This window comes from Sphingomonas sp. VDB2 (assembly GCF_047946695.1).
Taxonomy (GTDB): domain Bacteria; phylum Pseudomonadota; class Alphaproteobacteria; order Sphingomonadales; family Sphingomonadaceae; genus Sphingobium; species Sphingobium bisphenolicum.
Genome location: NZ_CP159616.1, coordinates 532,379 through 553,894 on the forward strand (window position 1 = coordinate 532,379; position 21,516 = coordinate 553,894).

Genomic DNA, 21,516 nt, shown 5'->3' on the forward strand with positions numbered 1-21,516 from the left:
CCGTGAATTCAGTGCCGATAGCGCGAGAGCGCCAGGTCGGCGGTTTCGATGTCCGGCCTGGCCCCGCCGATGATGTCGGCGATCACCCGCCCCGATCCGCAGGCCATGGTCCAGCCCAGCGTGCCGTGGCCGGTGTTGAGGAACAGATTGTCGATCGTCGTCGCACCCACCACCGGGGTCGAGTCCGGCGTCATCGGCCGCAGTCCACTCCAGAATGTCGCCCGCGAAAGGTCGCCAGCGCCGGGAAAGAGCGTACCGACACTATGGTCCAGCGTGTCGCGGCGCGCCTGCGGCAGGTCGTTGGTATAGCCCGACAGTTCGGCCATGCCGCCCACGCGGATGCGGTCGCCCAGCCGGGTGATCGCCACCTTGTAGCTTTCGTCGAGCAGGGTCGACACCGGTGCGGCGTCCGGCTGCACGATCGGCACGGTGATCGAATAGCCCTTTACCGGATAGACCGGCAGGCGCAGGCCGAGCGGCGCGACCAGCAAGGGCGAGAAGCTGCCCATCGCGACCAGATAGGCGTCGCCGCTGACCATGCCCTGATCGGTGACGACATGGCGGATGCGGCCGGCGTCCGTCGCCAGCGCCTGAATATTGCGGCCCAGCAGGAATTGCACGCCCCGCGCCCTGGCCATGTCCGCCAGCGCATTGGTGAATTTGAAGCAATCGCCGGTTTCGTCATTGGGCAGGCGCAGCCCGCCGACGATCGGCGACCCGCTGGCCGCCAGCCCCGGTTCGGCGGCCAGGCAACCGGCGCGGTCCAGCACTTCGAACGGGACGTTGTCGGCGCGCAGCACCTCGATATCCTTGGCGATGCCGTCGAGCTGCTTTTGTTCCCGGAATAGCTGGAGCGTGCCCCGGCTGCGTTCGTCATAGGCGATGCCGGTTTCCGCGCGCAGCGCGATCAGCCGGTCGCGGCTATATTCCGCCAGCCGGACCATGCGCCCCTTGTTGATGCGATAATCCCGCGCGTTGCAGTTGCCCAGCATCGCGACAATCCAACGCAGCATCGCCATGTCCACATTGGGCCGCAGGATCAGCGGCGCATGGCGCATGAACAGCCAGCGCAGCGCCTTGGCCGGGATGCCGGGCGCCGCCCAGGGCGAGGCGTAACCGGGAGAAATCTCGCCCGCATTGGCGAAGCTGGTTTCCTGCGCCACGCCGGCCTGGCGATCGACGACGACCACCTCATGCCCCGCCTGCGCCAGATACCAGGCGGATGTGACGCCGATCACGCCGCCACCCAATATGACGATCTTCATGCCTTGCTCCTCTGGTCGGCGACGGCAGCCGGCGCGGGCAAATAGCTGCGCGCATAGCGATGGCCGAGCCGGGTCAATATCTCGTAGCTGATCGTATCCGCCTGCGCCGCGACCGCGTCGATCGTCTGGTGCGGGCCGATCAGTTCGACCGGCGCGCCGGGGTAGAGCAGATGATCGGCGATATCGGTGACGTCGATCGCCATGCTGTCCATCGACACCCGCCCCACGATCGGCGCGCGGACGCCGCCGATATAGGCGCTGCCGCGACTGCTGAGGTGACGGGGCCAGCCATCGGCATAGCCCACCGAAATGGTCGCGATATGCGACGGACGATCGCAGCGATGCGTCAGGCCATAGCCGACGCCCGCACCCGCCGGCACGGTCCGCAATTGCACGATATAGGCGTCGAGCGCGATCACGGCCCGCATAGGATGGGGATGGGGATCGCCATGCGGCGCGCCGCCATAGAGGGCGATGCCGGCGCGGACCAGATCGCCATGCCGCACGCCCGTCGCCATCGCCCCGCCCGAATTGTCGAGCGACCGCGGCACGCCGGGAAACTGGCTGGCGATCGCGTCGAACCTGTCCCGCTGCTCCCGATTGAAGGCGTCATCCGGCTGGTCGGCGCAGGCGAGATGGCTCATGACCAGGCGCAGGTCGATGCCGTCCAGCAGGTGGGGCTGGTCGCGCAGGATCGTCAGTTCGCCCGGCGTGAGGCCAAGGCGCGCCATGCCGCTATCGACCTGGACGACACCGGGCAGCGCGCTGTCCAGCGTGCGGGCGGTCGCGGCCCAGCCATCGATCTGCGCCAGCGAATTGAGCACCGGCACGGCGCCGAGCGCGGCACAGGCAGCTTCGGCGCCGGGCGGCAATCCATTGAGGACATAAAGCGGAACATCCGCCGGCAGATGCGGCTTCAACGCCGCCGCCTCGCACAGATGCGCCACGAAAAAATGGCGGCACCCAGCCCCCAACAGGGCATGCGACACCGGAACCGCGCCCAGGCCATAAGCGTCCGCCTTCACCACGCCGGCCACGCTGGCGGGCGCGACCTGACGCGCAATCAATGCATAATTGGCCACCAGCGCGCCCAGATCGATGCGCAGGGTCGCCGCCGTCCCACCGTCCATGCCATATCCTTTCGACGAGACCATAGTAGATCACGTTTCTTCGAATATCCATTTTATATGCAGGACATTATTCGAACATTTTGGCATGAAGTAACGAATATTCCGTTGGATTCGAACGAATGACCGCCACCCTGGACAATAGTGATCGCGCCATATTGCGCTTGCTGAAACTCGACGCCCGACGCTCCAATGCGGATATCGCCGCGCAGATCGGCCTGTCTCCATCCGCCTGCCACCGGCGCATCAAACAGTTGGAGGCCGGTGGTTATATTCGCGGCTATACGCTCGTCGCTGGCGGGCGCGACGAAACCGCCATGGTGAACGTGCTGGTCCAGGTGACGCTGGACCGGCAGACCGACGATTTTCTCGCCCGGTTCGAACATGCGGTACGGCAATGTCCCGAAATCCGCGAATGCTTCCTGATGACAGGTGCGGTCGACTATTGGTTGCGGGTGGAGGCCGACAGCGTCGACGCCTATGAGCGCATCCATGGCGAAATCCTGTCGCGCCTGCCCGGCGTGACCCGGATCAATTCCAACATCGCCATGCGCGACGCGCTCCGCCCCCGCCGCAGCAAGGGATGATGCGGGGACTGACAGACCGGCCGGCGCTAACGCGCGTCTATGACCATCATGGCTGCGGTCATGCACAGCGCCACCGGGCAGCCTGTCCAGACAATGAGCTTCGGCCGGACGACCCTGCCTCTATGGCCCAACACCGGGAAACCGGCGAAGGGGGCACCGCCGGTCCTGTCCGTACCGCAAGCCCGCGCCGGGCCTGTTCGTCGCGCCGGTCGAGATGTGGATCACGTCCAGGAGGTGAACAGTCACACCACTCCCGACGCGTCCCACCTCGACCCGGCCCGCAGGTCTTGCGACTATCAACGCTGCGCGAATTGCGCCGCGGGCTTGTGGCTGATGGTGAGGCCATCCTGCGCCCATTCGCCCTTGCTGCGGCACCGGATGACGGGGATCAGCGAACCGGTTACGGTTTCCTTGAAGCAATAGCGATCGGTCCTGGCATCGTAGGTCACCTTGGCGGCGCCGAAACTGCCCTGCGCCTGCGCGAACGCGGGCGTGCTGGCGGCCGAAACGGCGACGGTGGCTACGGCGACGGCGGCGATGAATGCGATGGTTTTCATGATGATGTCCTTCCCTGATTTTCTGGCAGGAACCTGCTTGCACGCCCTGCCCACCACTTTGCAGAAAGCGTGCCAATTCAGGGAAAGCGCTGAAATTGTGCCTCGTCCCGGTCGCCGTCGGGATTGAAGTTGTTAAATAAACCCGTTTATTGGGATTTATCGTCAATCTTTCGGTAATTTCGCAATGATCCTGAGCATTCGCCTGTTACGCGACCGCGCGACTATCATCCTGCACATCGTCGGGACCGCAAAATTGCACCTGCGCTTTCCCTTTGGCCTTGGATCGATAAAGGGCCGCGTCCGCACATCCCATCAACCTTTCCAGGTCAACGCCATGCTGGGGCGCCAGGGCGATGCCGATGCTGACGGAAATGCGCATCGGCGTCCCGCCGATGACATAGGGCTCGCTCAATTGCCGGATCACCCTTCGCGCGAGCAGTTCGGCCTGATCGACATGTTGCACATGGGACTGGACAAGGAGAAATTCGTCGCCGCCCAGCCGCGCTGCGACATCCTCCGTCCGGATGGCCGAGGTCAATCGATCGGCGACCTCCACCAGCATCCTGTCGCCGACGGGATGGCCATATTGATCGTTGATCGCCTTGAACCCGTCCAGGTCGAGATAATGAATGGCGAGTTGGCTCGTCGCATGGGCAACCTTGAGGCTGGCCTGCTTGAGGCTGGCCTGAAAGGATTCACGCAGGAGCAGCCGGTTCGGCAGGCCCGTCAGCGGATCGAAGCGCGCGAGCTTGGCCAGATCATGCTTGGCTGTGAGATGTTCGACCGAAGACCTGTAAAGGTGGCGCGCCGACGCGAGACTCATCGACCCCACCATGATGAGGAGCAGGCCTTCGAGCGCGAAAAATTCCGCGTGCAACCTCTCGCCATAGGCGCTGACGGAATGGGCGAACATCGCCGCGGCGACGGGCAGCACCGCCAGCGACACGCTGATCGCGCATAAAGTCGGCCGGCTGGCGTTGCGCGACACGATGCCCGCACCGAAGGTGAAGACCAGGCTGACCGTCGCAAGATGCACGATCGGTTCGTGCGCCACCAAGGCGCGCACGTTCAGGGCGGCGATCAGCAGCGCGAAAATATAGGCGAGGATGGCGTAACGCCCTTCCCAGCGTGACAGTTGCGCGACGTCCTGATCTGCGCCGCCAGCGCCGTGATAGGCGCGGATCAGCAGAACGCGCCCGACGGTTACGGCGATTGCCGCGGCGGTCAGGATGAATATCCACCCATCCTGCCACTTGATGTAGATGAGCACCCCCACCAGCGCATAGAGAATGCCAAAGCCTATGATCGGCGCAGTCATGGTGAAAAGGGTGGAGACGAGGTCGCGATAGACCGCATCAGGCAAAGCGGACACGGCTGCATGGCCGAACAAAGTCCGCGCCGGTCGCCTGCCGCCCATCTTCCGCCTTCTCTCCATCCCGCCCTTCTTCGACAGGAAAGTTAATAGTTCCCTATCTATACGACGAGACGAGGCCGACACCGGCCATAGAGGCAGCGATGCTTTCCGCCATCGGCGACCGACGGGCCGCGTCAGGTTCCGGCGCGATGCATCGCTTCGGCCCGCAGCTTCAACGCCTTTGCGGTATCGTTGAAAGCGCGCGTCACCCATGGTCCGCAAAACCGCATGACATGGATGCCATTGGGACCGGTGAAAGCATCGGTCGACTGGTAGCGGCAGGAATCCGGCCCCAGCGGCGTAATCATCTGGTCTCGCCGCGCCGGATAGGGCCAGGCTTCCGTATCCGGCAATTCCCAGGACAGCAGCGCACCTGGCTCGAACGCACAGATATATTCGCAATTGGGCGCCAGGCTGCCGGGGTCGGGATAATTCACCAAGCGCATATGGACCGCAGCGCCCATCTCCAGCGTCGATTGCGCCCAGACACAAAAGGGGTTCCATTCGCCATAGCGCGACATGTCGGTCAATATGTCCCACACCAGCATTGCCGGCGCCGCTATCTCCACCGGGTCGGATGCCACCAGGATCGACGGATCATAAAGGGCAAAGGGATTGTAAGGCGGCGCCATCTTCCTGCTCCGATTTTATGTCATTTTTTGATTTATTGCTGTTGATATACATATAATTTAGTATCATCCAATACGCATATTGAAAATATGTTCCGGCTTCATGCATCAATCGAAACAGCATTGCCAGCATCTGCGATTTCCCGGTGGCGGGCGCCAGATAGGCGGCGCCACATGCTCGCTACCCCTGTCCGGTTCACAGGGCCGCGGATAGTCGATGCACGGCTCATGCCGCGGGTGCCCGGACGGGCATATCCATGCAGGCGATCGGCATGATCTTGCGAACCTCATGAAAAGACGCATATATATGAATATATATTCATATTAATCAATATTGCGTATTATAATGATATTTTTATCACGCATTATATCAATTAATTCTTGCGCACATCTTGGGCGATCGGCTAGGCAGCGCGATATCAAGGCCAAAGATGGCAGCGATGGGAGAGCGGACATGACGGGACGGATGCAGGGCAAGGTGGCGATCGTCACCGGTGGCGCGCGGGGCATGGGCGAGGCGACCTGCCGCCTTTTCGCCAGGGAGGGCGCGATCGTCGTCGTCGCCGATCTGCTGGAGGCGGAAGGCGCCGCGCTGGCGGCCGACATCGGCGGGGATGCGATGTTCGCGCGGCTGAATGTCGCGGAGGAGGGTGACTGGATCGCGCTGGTCGATGCCGTTCTAGCGCGCCACGGCCGGGTCGATGCGCTGGTCAACAATGCCGGGGTCGCCGCCTTCGCGCCGCTGGAAGCGCTGGAGGTCGCGGATATCGACCGGGTGCTGGCGGTCAATGTGAAGGGACCAATGCTGGGCCTGAAACATGTCGGCCGGGCGATGCGGGAGGCCGGGCGCGGCGCGATCGTCAACATCGCATCGGTGGACGGCTTTCGCGGGGTCAATTCGCTGGGCCTCTACAGCAGTTCAAAATGGGCGGTGCGCGGCCTTACCAAGACGGCGGCGCTGGAATTCGGCCCGCATGGCGTGCGCGTCAATTCGGTCCATCCCGGCGGCGTGGATACGGTCATGGGGAATCCGCAGGGCCAGCAGGGCGCCGAACGCAACGAAAGCTATGGCCGCGTACCGTTGCAGCGTATCGGCGAACCGGAAGAAATCGCCGCAGCCAGCCTGTTCCTCTGTTCCGACGAGGCCAGCTATATCAGCGGGGCGGAACTGGCGGTCGATGGCGGCTGGGCCGCTGGCTATTATCACCATTTCCTGCCCGGCGCGCCGGCCGGCCTTTCGGCCTGACCCACCGCGCCCGACCATATCCTTGGGCGGCAGCTTTTCAACGCGGCCATTTGAAAGCCAGGTCAGATGGCGCTTTGGCTCATGCCGATGCGGTGCCCACCGAAGCCAATCGAAGCGGCATACACATGCTGCCGACGATCTGCTCCATCGTATCCTCCAATGCATCCGGGAAGGATTCGCCGAACGCGGCCTCATCGGTGCCATGATGGCGCATGAGAATGTTGAGAAACATGAGACTGACGCTGATCAATCGCCGTTGCGCCACATAGGGCGGCAAATAATCGACCCGCTGCCGCATCAGCCGCAACGCCGCCGTCAGATTGGGCGGTTCCGACCCGCCAAAGTCGCCAAAGTCCGGCGATCGGCTCTGCAACAGATATTGGCTCAGAAAACTCGCATAAGAATGGTTGCCGTCCGCATCCTGCAAGTCGAGCTGGGGCAGGAGAATGATTTCGAGGATGGTCCGTGCGTCCTTCAGCGCACCCGTCATCCGGGCCCGGTCGAGCATCGCACCGCGCTCCGGCTCCATCTGCTCCATGCGATAGTCGAAGATGGCGCGAACCAGCCCCTCGCGCGAACCGAAATGATATTGCACGGCCGCATGATTGCCCTGCCCCGCCTTGGTCGCAATCTCCCGCATCGAGGCGCCGTTGATGCCATTTTGCGCAAAAAGCTGCTCTCCCGCCAGGATTAGCCGCGTTTTGCCGTCAATCGCTTCGCTCACCGGCAGGACTTGCATTTCAATTTCCCGCTTCGCCACTGCAATATCCTAAAACAAGTGTAATATTTCTGCATCGCGATGGATCGGCGCAACGCGCCACGAATCTGCCGGACAATTGGCATGAGGGCCAGAAAATATCAAGATCATCGCGATCTTCGAGGAAAGACGGATTTAACACGCCGTCATTACCCGGCCGAAAATCGCGCTGCCCGTTCCGTCAATTTACACTTGACTTAAATCTGCCTTAGCGACTATTCCCTAATCGTCATTAGACAGCCTGTGCCGGACCCGCGCCAAGACGGTCGAAAAATCGGCACGAAGCAATAGACGCTCAAGGAGAGACTCGCATGGCGATGGAAACCGGCCTCATCTTTCACCCCTATATGCGCCCCGGACGCACGGCCAGGCAGACGTTCGAATGGGGGGTGCAAAATAGCGTAGCTTGCGATAAAGCAGGCTTCACCTCGATGATGATCTCCGAACATGCGTCGCAGATCTGGGAAAATATTCCCAATCCGGAACTGATCATGGCCGCAGCCGCGCTGCAGACCAGCCAGATCCGGTTCGCGCCGATGGCGCACATCCTGCCTCACCAGCATCCCACCAAGCTCGCCGTGATGATCGGCTGGCTGTCGCAAATCCTGGAGGGACGCTATTTTCTGGGAATCGGCGCAGGCGCCTATCCGCAGGCGTCCTACATGCACGGCATCAAGGATGCGGAACCGCAGATGCTCAACGAGATGGTCCGCGAGTCCTTGACCATCATGGAGAAGATCTGGAAGCGCGAGCCCTTCTTCTATGAGGGCAAATTCTGGGACGCGGGTTTCCCCGAGGAAGCGCCGGCCGAAACCGAAGATGACGAGCAGCATATGCTCGCGAATTTCGCGCCCTATAACGGCGCACTGCCGGAAATCGCGGTGACCGGATTCAGCGCCAACTCCCCGTCGATGAAGCTGGCCGGCGAGCGCAATTTCAAGCCGGTCTCGATCTTTTCGGGCCTGGACGCCCTCAAACGTCACTGGGAAATCTATTCCGAAGCCAATATCAAGGCCGGATTTACCCCCGATCGCCAGCGTCACGCGGTATCGCAGACCGTGTTCTGCGCCGATACGGACGCGGAAGCCAAGCGGCTCGTCATGGAAGGCCCGATCGGCTACTGCTTCAACAAATATCTGATCCCGATCTGGCATCGCTTCGGCATGATGGATGGCTTCGCCAAGGATGCGGGGATTGATCCGGCCGATGCCGACCTCGAATTCCTGGTCGACAATGTGTTCGTCGTCGGTTCACCCGATACCGTGGTCGACAAGTTGAACACATTGTTCGAAGGATGCGGCGGCTGGGGCACGCTGCAGGTCGAATCCCACGATTATTATGATGACCCCGCCCCCTGGTGGAACTCGCTGGAACTGATCTCCAAGGAAGTCGCGCCGCGGGTCAAGCTGCCCGGCGCCGCAGCCGCAGCCGAGCGCACGGTAGCGGCCTGAAAGGCGGTAGCCATAGGGGCTGGGGGAATGAAAATCCCCCCAGCCCCCATGCGCAGCTTACATGGCGCCGGGCCTGCTGCCGGCAAACCCGTGCAGCAACAGGTCCGCCGCCTGTTCCGCGATCTGGGCCGGTGCCAATTTCCCCGGCCGATACCAGGACGAGCAGGAATCCAGCATGGCGATCAGGAATTTCCTGACGACGGTGGCATCCAGCGCTGCGCTGGCGCTGCCGTCCGCCTGCGCGGCGACGATGAGATCGCGCCAATAATTGTCGAAGCTGGAATAGGCCGCCAGCACGCGTCGCCGCATCTCGTCCGGCAGATCTTCGAACACGCGGGCGACGGCGGAGGAATAATCGTCGCCTGACAACAGAAAGTCGATATGCGCCACGATGGCGGCCCTGAGGCGGACCATCGGCGCGGCATCCGGCCCCAATACCTCGACCCTGGCCACGATATGGCGGCTATTGCGGTAAATACCTTCCATCATCACCTGTTCGACCAGATGATCCTTGGAGGGGAAATGATGATAGATACTGGGCGCCAACATGCCGGCGCCCTTCGCTATTTCACTGAGCTTCGCGCCTGCCAGTCCCTTTTGCCGGAGCGCTGTCGCGGCGGAATCGAGAATGCGCGTTCGGCCATTATCTACGTGTGCCATAATCTCCCTTAGCAAAAATATAAGGGAATGACAGCCTTATGGGGAGCGGCCGCCCCCTAGCCGGCATAAGGCACGTTAGGGACGCCCGGTGCGGGCGGGCCCAGTATCTCGAACAGCCCGCCTGCAAGCGGTTGCCGGGCGAACGTTTCGGCGGAAAACCCTTGCGACCCGGTGATAAGAAACAGGCGGCCATGGCCGCTGCCGCCAAAAGCCGGACGCAGGCCGCGGCGCACCGGCAGACGGCGCTCCTCAAGCAATGTCGCGTCCGGGGCGAAGCGCCGCAGCATCCAGCTTTCATAGAAGGCCATCCAGATACAGCCTTCGACATCCACCGCCATGCCGTCGGGATAGCCGTCTTCCGGCTTGAAGTTCAGGAAGTCGCGGCGGTTCGACAGGATACCGTCGTCCGACACGTCATAGGCCCAACTGACCAGCGGCATGGAATCGTTCACATAGGCGGTCCGTCCGTCCGGGCTGAAGGCGGGGCCGTTAGCCGTCACGATATTGCGTTCCTGCGTGCTGACGGCGCCATCGGCGTCCAGCCGATAGAGCTCGCCAGTATTGCGGACATCGAGCTTGCCGAGCGTGCTTTCCTTGTCGTCCACGGTCGTGCTTTCATCCCATTGGCTGGAATCGCATGAGCCTGACCAGTAGCGTCCCATGCGATCGGTGACGCCGTCGTTCAGCCGGGCAATCGCGGGATTGGGAATCGGATGGATGAACGGCGCGTAGATCTGCCTGTGGGGATCGACATGGGCAAAGCCGTCGGCGCAGGAGGCGACGAAGCCTCCACTGGCCCGAGGCGCGATCGCACTGATCCAGGCCGGCGCATCCCAACGCCCCGTCCGGCCACTGTCGAGATGAAACCAGTTGATGCTGGGCGCTTCGATATCGACCCAGTAGATGCAGCCGTCCCGATCGTCCCAGACCGTGCTTTCGCCCAATATCGCCTTGGCGTCCCACAGACACCGCCAGCCTTCGCCTTCCATCATCGCCCGTTCCTATCCGTTGTCACAGTTTGATTATCGGATCGCCAAAGGGTTCGTCGCGCTGGCGCACTGCTTCCTTCAGTCCTTCGCTGCGCACCGTCTCGTTGAACCGCGTGCGGCTGGCGGCCAGATGCCCGCGCGCGTCCATCTCGGCCGACATGCGCTGCAATGTCCGGGCGCCCATCAATTCCAGGCCGATGTTGACGATCCGCTTGTTGGCGCTCAGCAGGTCGGCGTCGATCAGGGCGAGGCGGGCTGCGAGCGCCGCCACCTCCGCGTCGAGCTGATCGGCAGGGACTGCTTTCAGCACCAGCCCGATTTGCGCCGCATCCACGCCCCGGATCGAATCTCCGGTCAGCAGCAGCCGCTTGGCCCATTGCGGACCCACCAGATACAGCCACATATGGCTGGGAAGGGAGCCCTGGGAGCGGGCCGGCGGAAAGCCGAACAAGGCGTCATCGGCACAAATCACCATGTCGCATAACAGCGCAAGATCGGTCCCACCCGCCAGGCAACGGCCATGGATTTGCGCGATGACCGGCTTGTGCATGTCGAAAAGCGCCATCCGCAGCCGCTGCGCCTTTTCCTGGTGCCAGCTATCATCGTCGAATTTCGCACGCCCGCGCCTGTGATCGACCTGCCCCGGTATCGGCTGATCATATTTCTGAAGGTCGTAGCCGGAACAGAAATCCGGCCCCGCCGCCTTCAGGACGACGGCGTGCACGCGATTATCTTCGTCGGCCTCCCACAACAGAGCACTGAGCCGCTCCTGCAACGGCTCGCTCAGGGCATTGCGCTTTTCGGGCCGATTGAGCGTGATCCAGGCCGTTCCATCCCGGATTTCGTAAAGCAGCTGCTGCGCTACATCTTCCATGTGCATCCTCTCTCATTCCCGCAGCGGCGTCTTGCGCGCCGTGGCGGACAGTAGCAGTTCAGGCCACCGTTTGCAGCGGGGTGGGCGACACGGCCGGGGCGGAAACATCTATGGCCTTGAGGTGCGGCAGCACTTTACGGGCGAAAAGCTCGTAATTGTCCCGGCCGACGTCGAACGGCATGTCCCCGAACTGGGTGTAGATGATGAAGCTGCCGACATCGAAGCGCTCGACCATAGCCTTCAGTTTTTCCACGACTTCTTCTGGGCGCCCCCATATCTGGAGATCAGCCAGAAAGTTGTTGAACTTGTCGATACCATGTTTCTCGACGCTGTTGGCCAGGGCGCCGTAATATTCATAGCCTTCTATCTTCTCGAACTCCTTGTTCCCGAACTGATAGAAGAACGAGGTCGATCGGGCATATTCGACCAGATATTTGTCGCGCATTTCCTGCGCCTTGGCGGCATCCTCGTTCACCGCGACGAACGCCACGACCACGGGCTTGGGCGCCGGGCGCCCCTGCATGGCGAAGAAGCGATCGCGATAGCTGGCCACATCTTCGGCGACGCGGTCCCAGGGCTTCTGGGCAATGATCATCAGGCCGACATCCAGATTGGCCATCAGCTTGACCGATTCCGGCGACACCGCCGATGCGAATACCCGGCCGCGATAGCTGGCATAAGGCCGCGGCCGCAGTTCGACGCGCGGCTGTTGCAGATATTTGCCGTCATATTCCATGACCCCGGTTTCCAGCGCATCCAGCAGCGCCTCGGCATATTCGCGGAACCGGTGACGCGCTTCGCCCATCGGCACCTGGAACCCGTCAAACTCGCCCTTGCCCAACCCCCGGCCGATCCCCAGGATGGCGCGACCTTCGGATAACTGGTCCAGCAGAAGGAAGCTTTCGGCGATGCGGACCGGATTCTGCCAGGGCAGCACGGTCACCGTCGTGCCCAGCTTGATCCGACTGGTCTTGGCGGCCACCCAGGACAGGAACTGGGGCACGTTGGGCGTCATCATATAGCCGGTGAAATGATGCTCCGGCGTCCAGACGGAGTCAAAGCCGCGGTCTTCGGCTCCGGCGGCAAGCGCAAGCTCGTGCCTGAACACCTCGATATCGCTGACCTGATCCTTCAGATTTTGGAACGTCAGCCCCAGACCCACATCCATATATGCCTCCAAAATATTCCATCGAAGTTAAACTAATCAAAATTAGGTTGCTTTGGCAAGCCCTCGATCGAAACTTTAGCCTGGAACCGACCATACGGTCCGACATCAGGCCCTATGATCAAATTCTTTCAAAAGATTTATATCATTTGATATCAGTTATTTATAATAATTAACGCCGATTTTCGACGGATGGATTCCTGCGCGCGTGCGCAATTGAAATGGGAACCATGCTTGACGCAAACCGACGCAGACGGCATATTAATTGATATTAGGTAGAGGAGATGCCCCGGTGATCGAGGCCATAGCAGAACGGCGACGGGCGATGTCCGATCGGCACCCCGTGTGGGAAGAGACGACGCTGGACGCCTATCTGGCGCACGCGCAGCGCCATTTCGCTGCGAAGCCCCTCGTCATCACCGATGCCGAAACGCTCGATTATGCCACGGTCCACATGCAGGCGGAACGGTTCGCCGCAGCACTGTCCGCGCTTGGCATCTGCCGGGGCGACCGGGTCGGGCTGCTGCTGGCCAATTATCCGATTACGGTATCGCTGATGTTCGCGATCTGGCGGACAGGCGGAGTCGCTGTGGCGATCAATACCCTCTATGCCCCCAGGGATCTGGAATATGCCGTTCGGGAAGCCGGCTGCAATTTCCTCATCAGCATGGCGCGCTTCGGGTCGCGCCGCTACGATCTGGAGCTCGACGCCCAGGCGCCGGGCTGGCGGAGTGGCGCGTGCGCCGCCTTACCGGAATTGCGCGGCGGGCTGGTCTATGACGCAGAAGCCCCACAGGAGTTTCTCGCCGCCCTGCCCGTTGGCCCTTTGCCGGCAAAGGGCGCCGAACCACATGATCCGGCCGTCATCATGTTCACGTCAGGCACCACCGGATCACCGAAAGGGGTCATGCAGACCCATGACAATCTGTTGCGGGCGGCCTATGCCGGCGCTTATCATCAGGCCTTCGAAGAGGGGCGGCGCGCCGTATTCTCGCTGCCGCTCTATCATGGCTTCGGCCTGGTCGTCGGCCTGCTGTCGGGCATGATCGTCGGGGGATCGATCGTCCCCCTGCTCCGTTTCGATGCCGATGCGCTGCTGACGGCGACGGAACGCCATCGCGCCACCTATCTGATGGGCGTGCCCACCATGACGATCGCGATGATGGAGCAGGCGAAAGTCAAATCCTACGACCTCGGCTCGCTCACCGCCGTCCACAGCGCGGCGGCGCCGACCCCAAGCTGGGTGTGGCGGGACATACAGGAGACATTGGGATGCCGCGAAATTTTCACCAGCTACGGCCAGACCGAAGCGACGGCGACGATCGTCTGCACCCAGCCGGGTGATCCGATCGACATCGTTGCCGAGACGCAGGGCTGCATCGTGCAGGCGGGCGTCGCCGGTATCGCGGAGCAGGACGGCCGTATCTGCGAGTTCAAGACCATCGATCCCGTCACCGGAGCCGATCTGCCACCGGGCGTCGCGGGCGAGCTCTGCACGCGCGGTCCGATGAACAGCCTGGGCTATTTTCGCCGACCGGAAGACACGGCAAAGCTGTTTCTGCCCGGCGGCTGGCTGCGCACGGGCGATCTGGGACAGTTCCGGCCGGACGGCAACCTGTTCCTGACCGGACGATCGAAGGAATTGTACAAGAGCCGCGGCGAGCTGGTGTCGCCAAAGGAACTGGAGCAGCTCGTCACCACCCATCCCGCGATCGGCCAGGCCTTCTTCATCGGGATGCCGGACGATCGCTGGGGCGAGTGCGGCTGCGCGTGGATCGTCCGCATCGAAGGCCAGGCCGTGTCAAAGGACGACATTCTGGCCTGGCTGAAGCCGCAGGTCGCCGGATACAAGCTACCGCGCGACATCTGGTTCATCGCGGAGGGGGACTTGCCAAAAACCGGCACGGGCAAGGTCCAGAAGAATATTTTGAAAGAGATGGCGCTGGCCCACATCGCCGCACAACGGGGCGCGGCCTGAACGCGCCGCCAGAATATGGAAAGACGGATCGATGAGTAGCGAAGGCATTTCGTCCATAGAGGACATTATTCAGGACGCGATAAACGGGCTGCCCTATATTCTGGTCGATGCCGACGATCGCGAGAATGAAGGCGACGTCATCATCCCCGCCCAGTTCGCGACACCGCGCCAGATCAACTTCATGGCCAAACATGCGCGTGGCCTGATCTGCCTGGCGATGACCAAATCACGGGCCGATCAGCTCAAACTGCCGCCCATGGCCGTCAACAACCAGTCGGGGCACGGCACCGCCTTCACCATATCGATCGAGGCGCGCGAAGGCGTCACCACCGGCATTTCCGCGCAGGACCGTGCACACACCATCGCCGTGGCGGTCGATCCGACCAAAACCCCGTCGGACATCGTGTCGCCGGGGCATGTCTTCCCGCTGACCGCGCGCGACGGCGGCGTGCTGGTGCGGGCCGGCCATACCGAGGCAGCCGTGGACATCTCCCGCCTTGCCGGGCTGACCCCGGCCGGGGTCATCTGCGAAGTCATGAATGACGATGGCAGCATGGCGCGCCTGCCCGAACTGCTCGTCTTCGCCCAGGAACATGGGTTGAAGGTGGGCACGATCGCCGACCTGATCGCCCACCGGCGACGGTTCGAAAAGCTGGTCGAACGGGTCGCGAGCGCGCCTTTCCACAGTTTCTACGGTGGCGACCTGACCATCCATGTCTATCGCAATCTGGTGGATGGCGGCGAGCATGTCGCCTTGGTCAAGGGCGAGGTCCGGCCGGACCGCGATACGCTGGTCCGCGTGCATCAGGTCGATATCGCGACGGACATGCTCGGATGGTCCCAGGCGCATCCCGACTATGTGCCGCAAGCGCTCAAGGCGATTGCCGCGCACGAGGGTCAGGCAGTCGCGGTGTTCGTGCGCGATCCCAGCCCGGACTCCATCTCGAAGCGGATCGAGGGCGGGCGCAAAAGCTATCATGAGACCCATGCCACGCGCGATTATGGCATAGGCGCGCAGATATTGCTGGACCTGGGCGTACGGCAGATGACGTTGCTGACATCGAGCAAAGCGAAGCTGGCTGCGCTCGAAGGGTTTGGCCTGACGGTGGTCGATCGAATGCCTCTGCGCGATACCGACGACGCGACCGCGCACATAGTGGCCGATTGAAACGGAGGGCGGCTTTCGTCGCCCTCGCTCGCAGCGTCACAACAGAGGCGAAACTTTCCCGTATCGGCCCTTGTGGAACAACAAGGGCGCGCCGGGATGGTGGATATCGAGGGCATGGACTTCGCCGACGGCGATATAATGATCGCCGGCCTCGTGGATCGCATGGAAGGAACAGTCGATCCAGGCCAGAGCGCCGTCCAATATCGGTGCGCCACGCGCCGACAGATGATGCGGCACCCCGTCAAATTTGGCCGGGTCTTTGGACGCCAGCGTCCGGCAAAGGCCCTCCTGATCGTCGGCCAGCACATTCACGCAAAATCCGCCGCAGGCTTCTATCTTGGGCCAACTGGATGACGCCTTGTCCGGGAAGAAGGCGACCAAAGGCGGATCGAGCGACACGGACGTGAACGACCCGACGATCATCGCGGCAGGCGTCCCGTCCCGCTGCGTCGCGGTAATAGCGCACACGCCAGTCGGATAATGGCCCAATATCTGCCGGAAAGTGGCGGCGTCGGCGACTATGGACATGCTCTTCTTCAAACCTTCCAGACCAGCGGGATATTTTCGAACGGCCGATACGATTCCGGCATGATAGACGGGCGCCGCGCCTTCCTCCAGAGCAAAATGCGGAATGCGGGCCAGCCATTCCTGCAACATGACCAGCACTTCCATGCGCGCCAGATGCATACCCGCACAACGATGCGGCCCCTGCGCGAACGTCGAATGCGCGACGTTGCGGCGGGACAGATCGACCTTCATGGGGTCGTCATGCTGGCTATCGTCCAGGCCGTGCAACGCCGTGGGCAGCAGGATCAGATCGCCCGCCCTGAGCTGCGTACCGTAATATTCCATATCCTCCACCACATAGCGCGCATCGGATACGACGGCGAAGCGACGGAACATCTCTTCCACGCCGCGCTGAAGTTTCATCGGATCGGCGATCATCTCCTCGACCGTCTCGGGATGGCGGGCGAGGTAGATCATCATGAAGCTGAGGAAGTTGACGACGGTATCGAGCCCGCCCAGCAACAGCAGCGAGACGAGGCCGAGCATCTTGTCCTCGGGCATCGGCGCACCGTTGATTTCGCTGTTCACCATCTGCGTGATGAGGTCGGTGCCCGTGCCGCCGCGCCGCTGCGCGATGATGGGCGCCACATAGGCGAAGAAGCCCGCATTCGCCTCTCGCAAGGATCGCCCCTGTTCTTCGGGCGTATTCCCGGATGGACGGGTCATTTCCTTGGCCAGCGCATTAAGACCTGCGGCATCCTCCATCGGCAGGCCAGCAAGCGCCAGGAAGACCTTGACCGGGAAGATGTTGGCGAAATCCCTGGCGAAGTCGCAATGGCCCTGTGCTGCAAACCCCTCGATCAGGTCGATCGCGACGGCCCGCACATCGCTTTCGACCTTGCGAATCTGGGCCAGGTTCAGCCCCTTGTCGATCGCCTTGCGATAGGGCGTATGTTCGGGCGGGTCCATCTTGGTGGGCACCATGTCATAGGCCTCGCCGGCTTCGCGCGGCACCCAGATGACCCGGCTCGAAAAACGGTCGGGACTGCGATAGATTTCATCGATCAGCGTGCCGCGCGTCGCGATCCAGTGACCGCCGGTAAAAGGCGTCCAGACCAGCGGTGGGGTATCGGGCTGCTGCACCTTCTTCCAGGCTTCATGCACGCCCTCCTCGATGCCATCCAGATCGTAGATGTCGATATCGCGCACCAGTGGCGCGGGCACATAATCGGGAATTGGCATCCGGTGCTTGGCGGATGGCGGGGCGATCGTATCGACGGTCATGCCGGCGTCCTTTCAGCTGATGGTGGGATCGATGACGGCCTTGGTGGCGACGCCATTTTTTGTGACGGTAAGGGCCTCAGCCGCCTGGCCGATGCCGAAGCGATGGCTGACCAGTGCGGCAAGCGGCACCTGGTTCTGCACCCGCGCCGCAAACTGCATCCCTTGATAATAGTTTTTGGGGGCCGGGAAGGAGGCGCCGCCGATGGTCAGGTTTTTCAGCGTCAGGTCGCGCGGGGAGATGGGTTGCGTGCCGATCGCACCCCACAGGCCCAATATGATGTAGCGGCTATGGATGCCGCTGATGTCCACGCCCTCCGGGAAGGCGGGCAGCGCACCCGCCGCCTCTATGACGATGTCCGGCCCCTGTTTGCCGATCCGGTCGTAGATCATGCGCTTGCGCTCGTCGGGCGCCAGGCTGAGCGATACGGTCGCAGTCGCGCCCAATGTCATGGCCGCGTCCAGACGGGCTTGTGCGCCGTCGATGACGATGATCTCGCGCGCGCCGGCCTGCGCCGCGACGAGGACGGCGGACAGGCCGACCGGCCCCGCGCCCTGGACGACCACCGAATCGCCGAAGCGAACCGGGCCGCAACGGTCGAACCCCCGCAGGACGGTTGGCAGCGCACAGCCGAGCGCCGCGATCGCTTCAGGCTGCGCGCCGTCGGGCAGGCGATAGAAGGGCATGTTGTTGGGCAGCCATGCATAGTCGGCATAGCTGCCCCAGTTGGGCTTGGCGGCATCCTCGAAATATTGGCTGTTCTCGCATGGCGTCTGCTCCAGCACGGTGCAGGAATAGCAGCGATGGCACAGCGCGATCGGCGACCAGATGACCAGATCGCCGGCCTTGACGGGGACGCCCGCATAATCGGTGGAGACGCCGGCGCCCAACTGGGTGATCTCACCGACGCCTTCATGTCCCAGAATGATCGGGAAGGGCATCTCGCCAGCTTCGCCGGTCAGGATATGAACGTCGCTGCCGCATACGCCACCCAATATCGTACGAACGAGCGCGCCGCCCGGTTCGGGCGCATGGACTTCGACATCCCATGTTTCGAGTCGGTTCTTTTCAACGAGCACTGCGGCTTTGCCGTACATGGCCTATCCTCTCGATAACGACCCGATTTTGTCCCCGCCATCTCGCTATGACGGCGTCCGCCCGGCTTGCTCAAGCCTGCGATATATCAAACTAATCGAAATTAGATAAACTATGCAACAGCAAATTCTTTCGACACATCCCGGCTTGGGCATTATCCAGAATGTAGTGGCAGGCATAATAAATTTATATCATTGTTTTTATTGATTTAAATATATGTTCTTGTCCAGCATCATGCGCGGAGAAAGGGAGCGACATGCAGGTGGTCCTTGACTTTCCGGTCACGTGGCGTTTTGTATAACGAAAATTAGGTTAACGCCAAACGGCTGGGCATAGGAGAGAATATGGGTCGCCTCACGGGAAAAACCGCCATCATCACGGGCGCGGCGCGCGGCATGGGGGCATCACACGCCCGCCTGTTCGTGCAGGAGGGCGCCAACGTCATCCTGACCGATCGCAATGTCGAAGGCGGCGAAGCGCTGGCCGCCGAGCTTGGCGAAGCGGCGACGTTCGTCGTCCATGACGTCACCCAGCCGGAATCATGGAACGATGTCATCGCGGCCGCCGTGAACAGCCGTGGCACGATCGACATTCTGGTCAACAATGCCGGCATATTGGGGCCGATGGCGACCACCGTCGACCTGACCGAAGACGGCTATGATCAGGTGTGCGCGATCAACCAGCATTCCGTCTTCTACGGCATGAAGGCGGTGCTGCCGGTGATGGTCAAAGCCGGACGCGGGTCCATCGTCAACATATCCTCGATCGCGGGAATGGCCGCGAACTACGGCTTCCCCAGCCTGGCCTATGTCGCGAGCAAATTCGCGGTGCGCGGCATGACCAAGGCGACGGCGATGGAATATGGGAAACATAATATCCGGGTGAATTCCGTCCATCCCGGCTTCATCCAGACGCCAATGATGGTCGAGGCGACCGATGAGGTCGGCGGTGAAGCGCTTGCCCAGATTCCGCTGGGTCGCATCGCCGAGCCGATCGAGGTTTCAAACCTCGTCCTGTTCCTGGCCTCCGATGAATCCTCTTACATCACCGGGTCCGAACATCTCGTCGATGCCGGCATGTTGGCGCATTGAGCGCCGGACGGAGCCAAAGCTCATGGCATCGATCGCATTTGAGGTCCGGGGAAAGCTGGCCGAGGTTCGCCTCAATCGGCCTGCGGCCCTCAACGCGATCGATGCGGAGATGGACGCAGCGTTGGCCCGCGCATGGGCGCGGATCGACAGCGATCCTGATATTCAGCTCGCGGTTCTTACAGGTGCAGGCGACCGGGCCTTTTGCGCAGGCGCCGATATCTCGAACCCGCCCGCGGGAGAAGACGGGCGTTCTTTCGGCGGCGGGCTGACTGGCATCGGCGGCCGGCTGATACCGTTGCAGAAACCATTGATTGCAGCGGTCCACGGCCATGTCCTTGGCCTTGGCTTCGAACTGGCGATGTGCGCCGATATCCTGATTGCAGCGGACGATACCCAATTCCGCTTGCCAGAAGCGCGGGCGGGATTCATCGACCATTGCGGGGTCGTGCATCGCGCCATCCGTCAACTGCCCCACCATGTCGCGTTGGCGATGATCATGGCGAGTGAACCGCTCGATGCCGCCCGCGCCCTGCAATTCGGCCTGGTCAATGAGACCGCGCCGATGGCCGATCTTGCGGCCGCGACCGAACGGTGGAGCGAGAAGCTCCTCGCCTGCGCACCCCTGGTATCCCAGGGCGGCAAGCAAGCCGCTATGTTGGGTCTGGAACATGGGCTGAGGGACGCGCTCGAACGACGCTATCCGCTCATCGATGCCTATGCCGCGACGGAAGATTGCGTCGAAGCCGCTTCGGCCTGGAAGGAAAAGCGCGTGCCGAGGTGGCGGGGCCGGTGACGCGCGCGAGTCGATGCGCGGCGCCCCTCCCCTGGTCGCGGACATAGCCCCGATGGAAAATCCGTTGCAGCGCTGCTGCTTGAAGAAAGGTGCTACTCATATGGAACTGCACGGCAAGAAGATCATCGTGACCGGCGCGGCGCAGGGCATCGGGGCATCCGCCCTTCGCGCCTATGTCGCAGCCGGCGCGCAGGTCGTCGCGATGGACATCGACGTGACGCAGGGGGAGGCGATCGCCGCCAGCGCAACCGCCAAAGGGCCAGGCGCCGCTTTCTTCATCAGATGTGACGTAGGCGATCGCGCGGAAGTCGACGCCGCTTTCGATGCGGCCGCAGCGCGACTGGGGGGCCTTGATGTGCTGGCCCATATCGCGGGCGTCCATCGCCATGCCCCCACGCATGACGTCCCTGACGAGACGCTGGCCTGGCTTTTCAACGTCAATGTGAACGGCACCATCTATACCAATGGCGCCGCCTATCGGCACATGCCGCAAGGTGGCTCGATCATCAATTTCGGGTCGGAATCCGGCCTGACCGCCGAAATCAACAATGCCGTCTATGGCGCATCCAAGGCGGCGGTCCACGCCTGGACCCGCAGCGTCGCGCGCGAATGGGGCAAAAGGAACATTCGCATGAATGCGGTGCTGCCCTATATAGTGACGCCGATGTACGCGCGCTTTCGCGACGCCTTGTCCCCGGAAGACCTGGCCGCCCATGACAAGGCGACCGCCGAGCAAATCCCGCTGGGCGGGAAATTCGGTGATGCCGACACGGATCTGGCCCCGGTGCTGCTGTTCCTGGCCAGCGATGGCGCCCGCTTCATCACCGGGCAACTCATCCCGGTCGATGGCGGACTGATATCCGTTCGGTAATCCCGACGGG

20 protein-coding genes and 1 pseudogene are annotated in these 21,516 nt (G+C 62.2%); 8 read left to right on the top strand and 13 right to left on the bottom strand.

What is annotated here, in order from left to right; translation table 11 throughout:
- Positions 1-8 precede the first annotated feature (8 nt).
- Together ABT375_RS20855 and alr are read right to left on the bottom strand one after the other, a co-directional pair.
- Positions 9-1,265 (bottom strand): D-amino acid dehydrogenase, encoded by a 1,257-nt coding sequence (locus ABT375_RS20855; RefSeq protein WP_416465037.1) that lies wholly within the window; start codon positions 1,263-1,265, stop codon positions 9-11.
- Positions 1,262-2,395 (bottom strand): alanine racemase, encoded by a 1,134-nt coding sequence (gene alr, locus ABT375_RS20860; protein ID WP_416465038.1) that lies wholly within the window; start codon positions 2,393-2,395, stop codon positions 1,262-1,264. The genes ABT375_RS20855 and alr overlap by 4 nt, the downstream gene beginning before the upstream one ends.
- A 119-nt stretch (positions 2,396-2,514) precedes the next feature.
- On the opposite strand from alr, the gene ABT375_RS20865 reads away from it, so the two are divergent.
- Positions 2,515-2,979 carry an Lrp/AsnC family transcriptional regulator gene (locus tag ABT375_RS20865; RefSeq protein WP_224547073.1) on the top strand — a complete coding sequence of 155 codons (465 nt, stop codon included), beginning with the start codon at positions 2,515-2,517 and terminating at the stop codon, positions 2,977-2,979.
- Between the two features lie 296 nt (positions 2,980-3,275).
- On the opposite strand, the gene ABT375_RS20870 is transcribed toward ABT375_RS20865, so the two are convergent.
- The 3 genes from ABT375_RS20870 to ABT375_RS20880 all read right to left on the bottom strand — a co-directional run bounded on the left by ABT375_RS20870 (position 3,276) and on the right by ABT375_RS20880 (position 5,582).
- Positions 3,276-3,536, bottom strand: coding sequence for a hypothetical protein (locus tag ABT375_RS20870; RefSeq protein WP_224547074.1), 261 nt, complete (start codon positions 3,534-3,536; stop codon positions 3,276-3,278).
- A gap of 205 nt (positions 3,537-3,741) precedes the next feature.
- A complete protein-coding gene (locus tag ABT375_RS20875; RefSeq protein ID WP_416465039.1) occupies positions 3,742-4,953 on the bottom strand; it encodes a diguanylate cyclase domain-containing protein in 1,212 nt (403 codons plus the stop codon).
- 131 nt (positions 4,954-5,084) lie between these two features.
- Positions 5,085-5,582, bottom strand: coding sequence for an SRPBCC domain-containing protein (locus ABT375_RS20880; RefSeq protein ID WP_416465040.1), 498 nt, complete (start codon positions 5,580-5,582; stop codon positions 5,085-5,087).
- Positions 5,583-6,033: 451 nt separating this feature from the next.
- On the opposite strand from ABT375_RS20880, the gene ABT375_RS20885 reads away from it, so the two are divergent.
- A complete protein-coding gene (locus tag ABT375_RS20885; RefSeq protein WP_261937450.1) occupies positions 6,034-6,825 on the top strand; it encodes an SDR family NAD(P)-dependent oxidoreductase in 792 nt (263 codons plus the stop codon).
- A gap of 79 nt (positions 6,826-6,904) precedes the next feature.
- Here the strand turns inward: ABT375_RS20885 and ABT375_RS20890 are convergent, their stop codons facing one another.
- Positions 6,905-7,585 carry a TetR/AcrR family transcriptional regulator gene (locus ABT375_RS20890; RefSeq protein WP_224548995.1) on the bottom strand — a complete coding sequence of 227 codons (681 nt, stop codon included), beginning with the start codon at positions 7,583-7,585 and terminating at the stop codon, positions 6,905-6,907.
- A 308-nt stretch (positions 7,586-7,893) separates the two neighbouring features.
- Between ABT375_RS20890 and ABT375_RS20895 the strand changes: the two genes are divergently transcribed.
- Positions 7,894-9,033, top strand: a complete 1,140-nt coding sequence (locus ABT375_RS20895) for an LLM class flavin-dependent oxidoreductase (protein WP_261937451.1) — start codon at positions 7,894-7,896, stop codon at positions 9,031-9,033.
- Between the two features lie 57 nt (positions 9,034-9,090).
- On the opposite strand, the gene ABT375_RS20900 is transcribed toward ABT375_RS20895, so the two are convergent.
- From ABT375_RS20900 to ABT375_RS20915, 4 genes are read right to left on the bottom strand one after another with little or no spacing between them, the layout of a single operon-like run.
- Complete coding sequence (locus ABT375_RS20900; RefSeq protein WP_261937452.1) at positions 9,091-9,693, bottom strand: TetR/AcrR family transcriptional regulator; 603 nt, start codon at positions 9,691-9,693, stop codon at positions 9,091-9,093.
- Between the two features lie 56 nt (positions 9,694-9,749).
- Positions 9,750-10,685 (bottom strand): SMP-30/gluconolactonase/LRE family protein, encoded by a 936-nt coding sequence (locus tag ABT375_RS20905; RefSeq protein ID WP_416465041.1) that lies wholly within the window; start codon positions 10,683-10,685, stop codon positions 9,750-9,752.
- Between the two features lie 19 nt (positions 10,686-10,704).
- Positions 10,705-11,562, bottom strand: coding sequence for a crotonase/enoyl-CoA hydratase family protein (locus ABT375_RS20910; RefSeq protein ID WP_224548999.1), 858 nt, complete (start codon positions 11,560-11,562; stop codon positions 10,705-10,707).
- A gap of 52 nt (positions 11,563-11,614) precedes the next feature.
- Positions 11,615-12,724 (bottom strand): LLM class flavin-dependent oxidoreductase, encoded by a 1,110-nt coding sequence (locus ABT375_RS20915; protein ID WP_416465042.1) that lies wholly within the window; start codon positions 12,722-12,724, stop codon positions 11,615-11,617.
- Positions 12,725-13,013: 289 nt separating this feature from the next.
- Here ABT375_RS20915 and ABT375_RS20920 point away from each other — a divergent pair, with 289 nt between their 5' ends.
- Together ABT375_RS20920 and ribB are read left to right on the top strand one after the other, a co-directional pair.
- On the top strand, positions 13,014-14,699 hold the full coding sequence (locus ABT375_RS20920; protein WP_416465043.1) for a class I adenylate-forming enzyme family protein: 1,686 nt from the start codon (positions 13,014-13,016) through the stop codon (positions 14,697-14,699).
- 31 nt (positions 14,700-14,730) lie between these two features.
- Complete coding sequence (gene ribB, locus ABT375_RS20925; protein ID WP_261937457.1) at positions 14,731-15,867, top strand: 3,4-dihydroxy-2-butanone-4-phosphate synthase; 1,137 nt, start codon at positions 14,731-14,733, stop codon at positions 15,865-15,867.
- Between the two features lie 36 nt (positions 15,868-15,903).
- Here the strand turns inward: ribB and ABT375_RS20930 are convergent, their stop codons facing one another.
- From ABT375_RS20930 to ABT375_RS20940, 3 genes and pseudogenes are all read right to left on the bottom strand, one after another.
- Positions 15,904-16,395, bottom strand: a complete 492-nt coding sequence (locus tag ABT375_RS20930; protein ID WP_224549003.1) for a flavin reductase family protein — start codon at positions 16,393-16,395, stop codon at positions 15,904-15,906.
- A 168-nt stretch (positions 16,396-16,563) separates the two neighbouring features.
- A pseudogene (locus tag ABT375_RS20935) lies at positions 16,564-17,658 on the bottom strand (cytochrome P450); the annotation flags it as partial.
- Positions 17,659-17,670: 12 nt separating this feature from the next.
- Entirely contained in the window at positions 17,671-18,753 is a 1,083-nt protein-coding gene (locus ABT375_RS20940) for a zinc-binding dehydrogenase (RefSeq protein ID WP_224549006.1), read from the bottom strand.
- A 342-nt stretch (positions 18,754-19,095) separates the two neighbouring features.
- On the opposite strand from ABT375_RS20940, the gene ABT375_RS20945 reads away from it, so the two are divergent.
- The 3 genes from ABT375_RS20945 (at position 19,096) to ABT375_RS20955 (ending at position 21,506) form a co-directional block, all read left to right on the top strand.
- Complete coding sequence (locus tag ABT375_RS20945; RefSeq protein ID WP_224549008.1) at positions 19,096-19,842, top strand: SDR family NAD(P)-dependent oxidoreductase; 747 nt, start codon at positions 19,096-19,098, stop codon at positions 19,840-19,842.
- 22 nt (positions 19,843-19,864) lie between these two features.
- Positions 19,865-20,635: an enoyl-CoA hydratase-related protein gene (locus ABT375_RS20950; RefSeq protein ID WP_261937460.1), complete on the top strand. Its 771-nt coding sequence runs from the start codon at positions 19,865-19,867 to the stop codon at positions 20,633-20,635.
- A gap of 100 nt (positions 20,636-20,735) precedes the next feature.
- Positions 20,736-21,506 (top strand): SDR family NAD(P)-dependent oxidoreductase, encoded by a 771-nt coding sequence (locus ABT375_RS20955; protein WP_416465044.1) that lies wholly within the window; start codon positions 20,736-20,738, stop codon positions 21,504-21,506.
- Positions 21,507-21,516 lie beyond the last annotated feature (10 nt).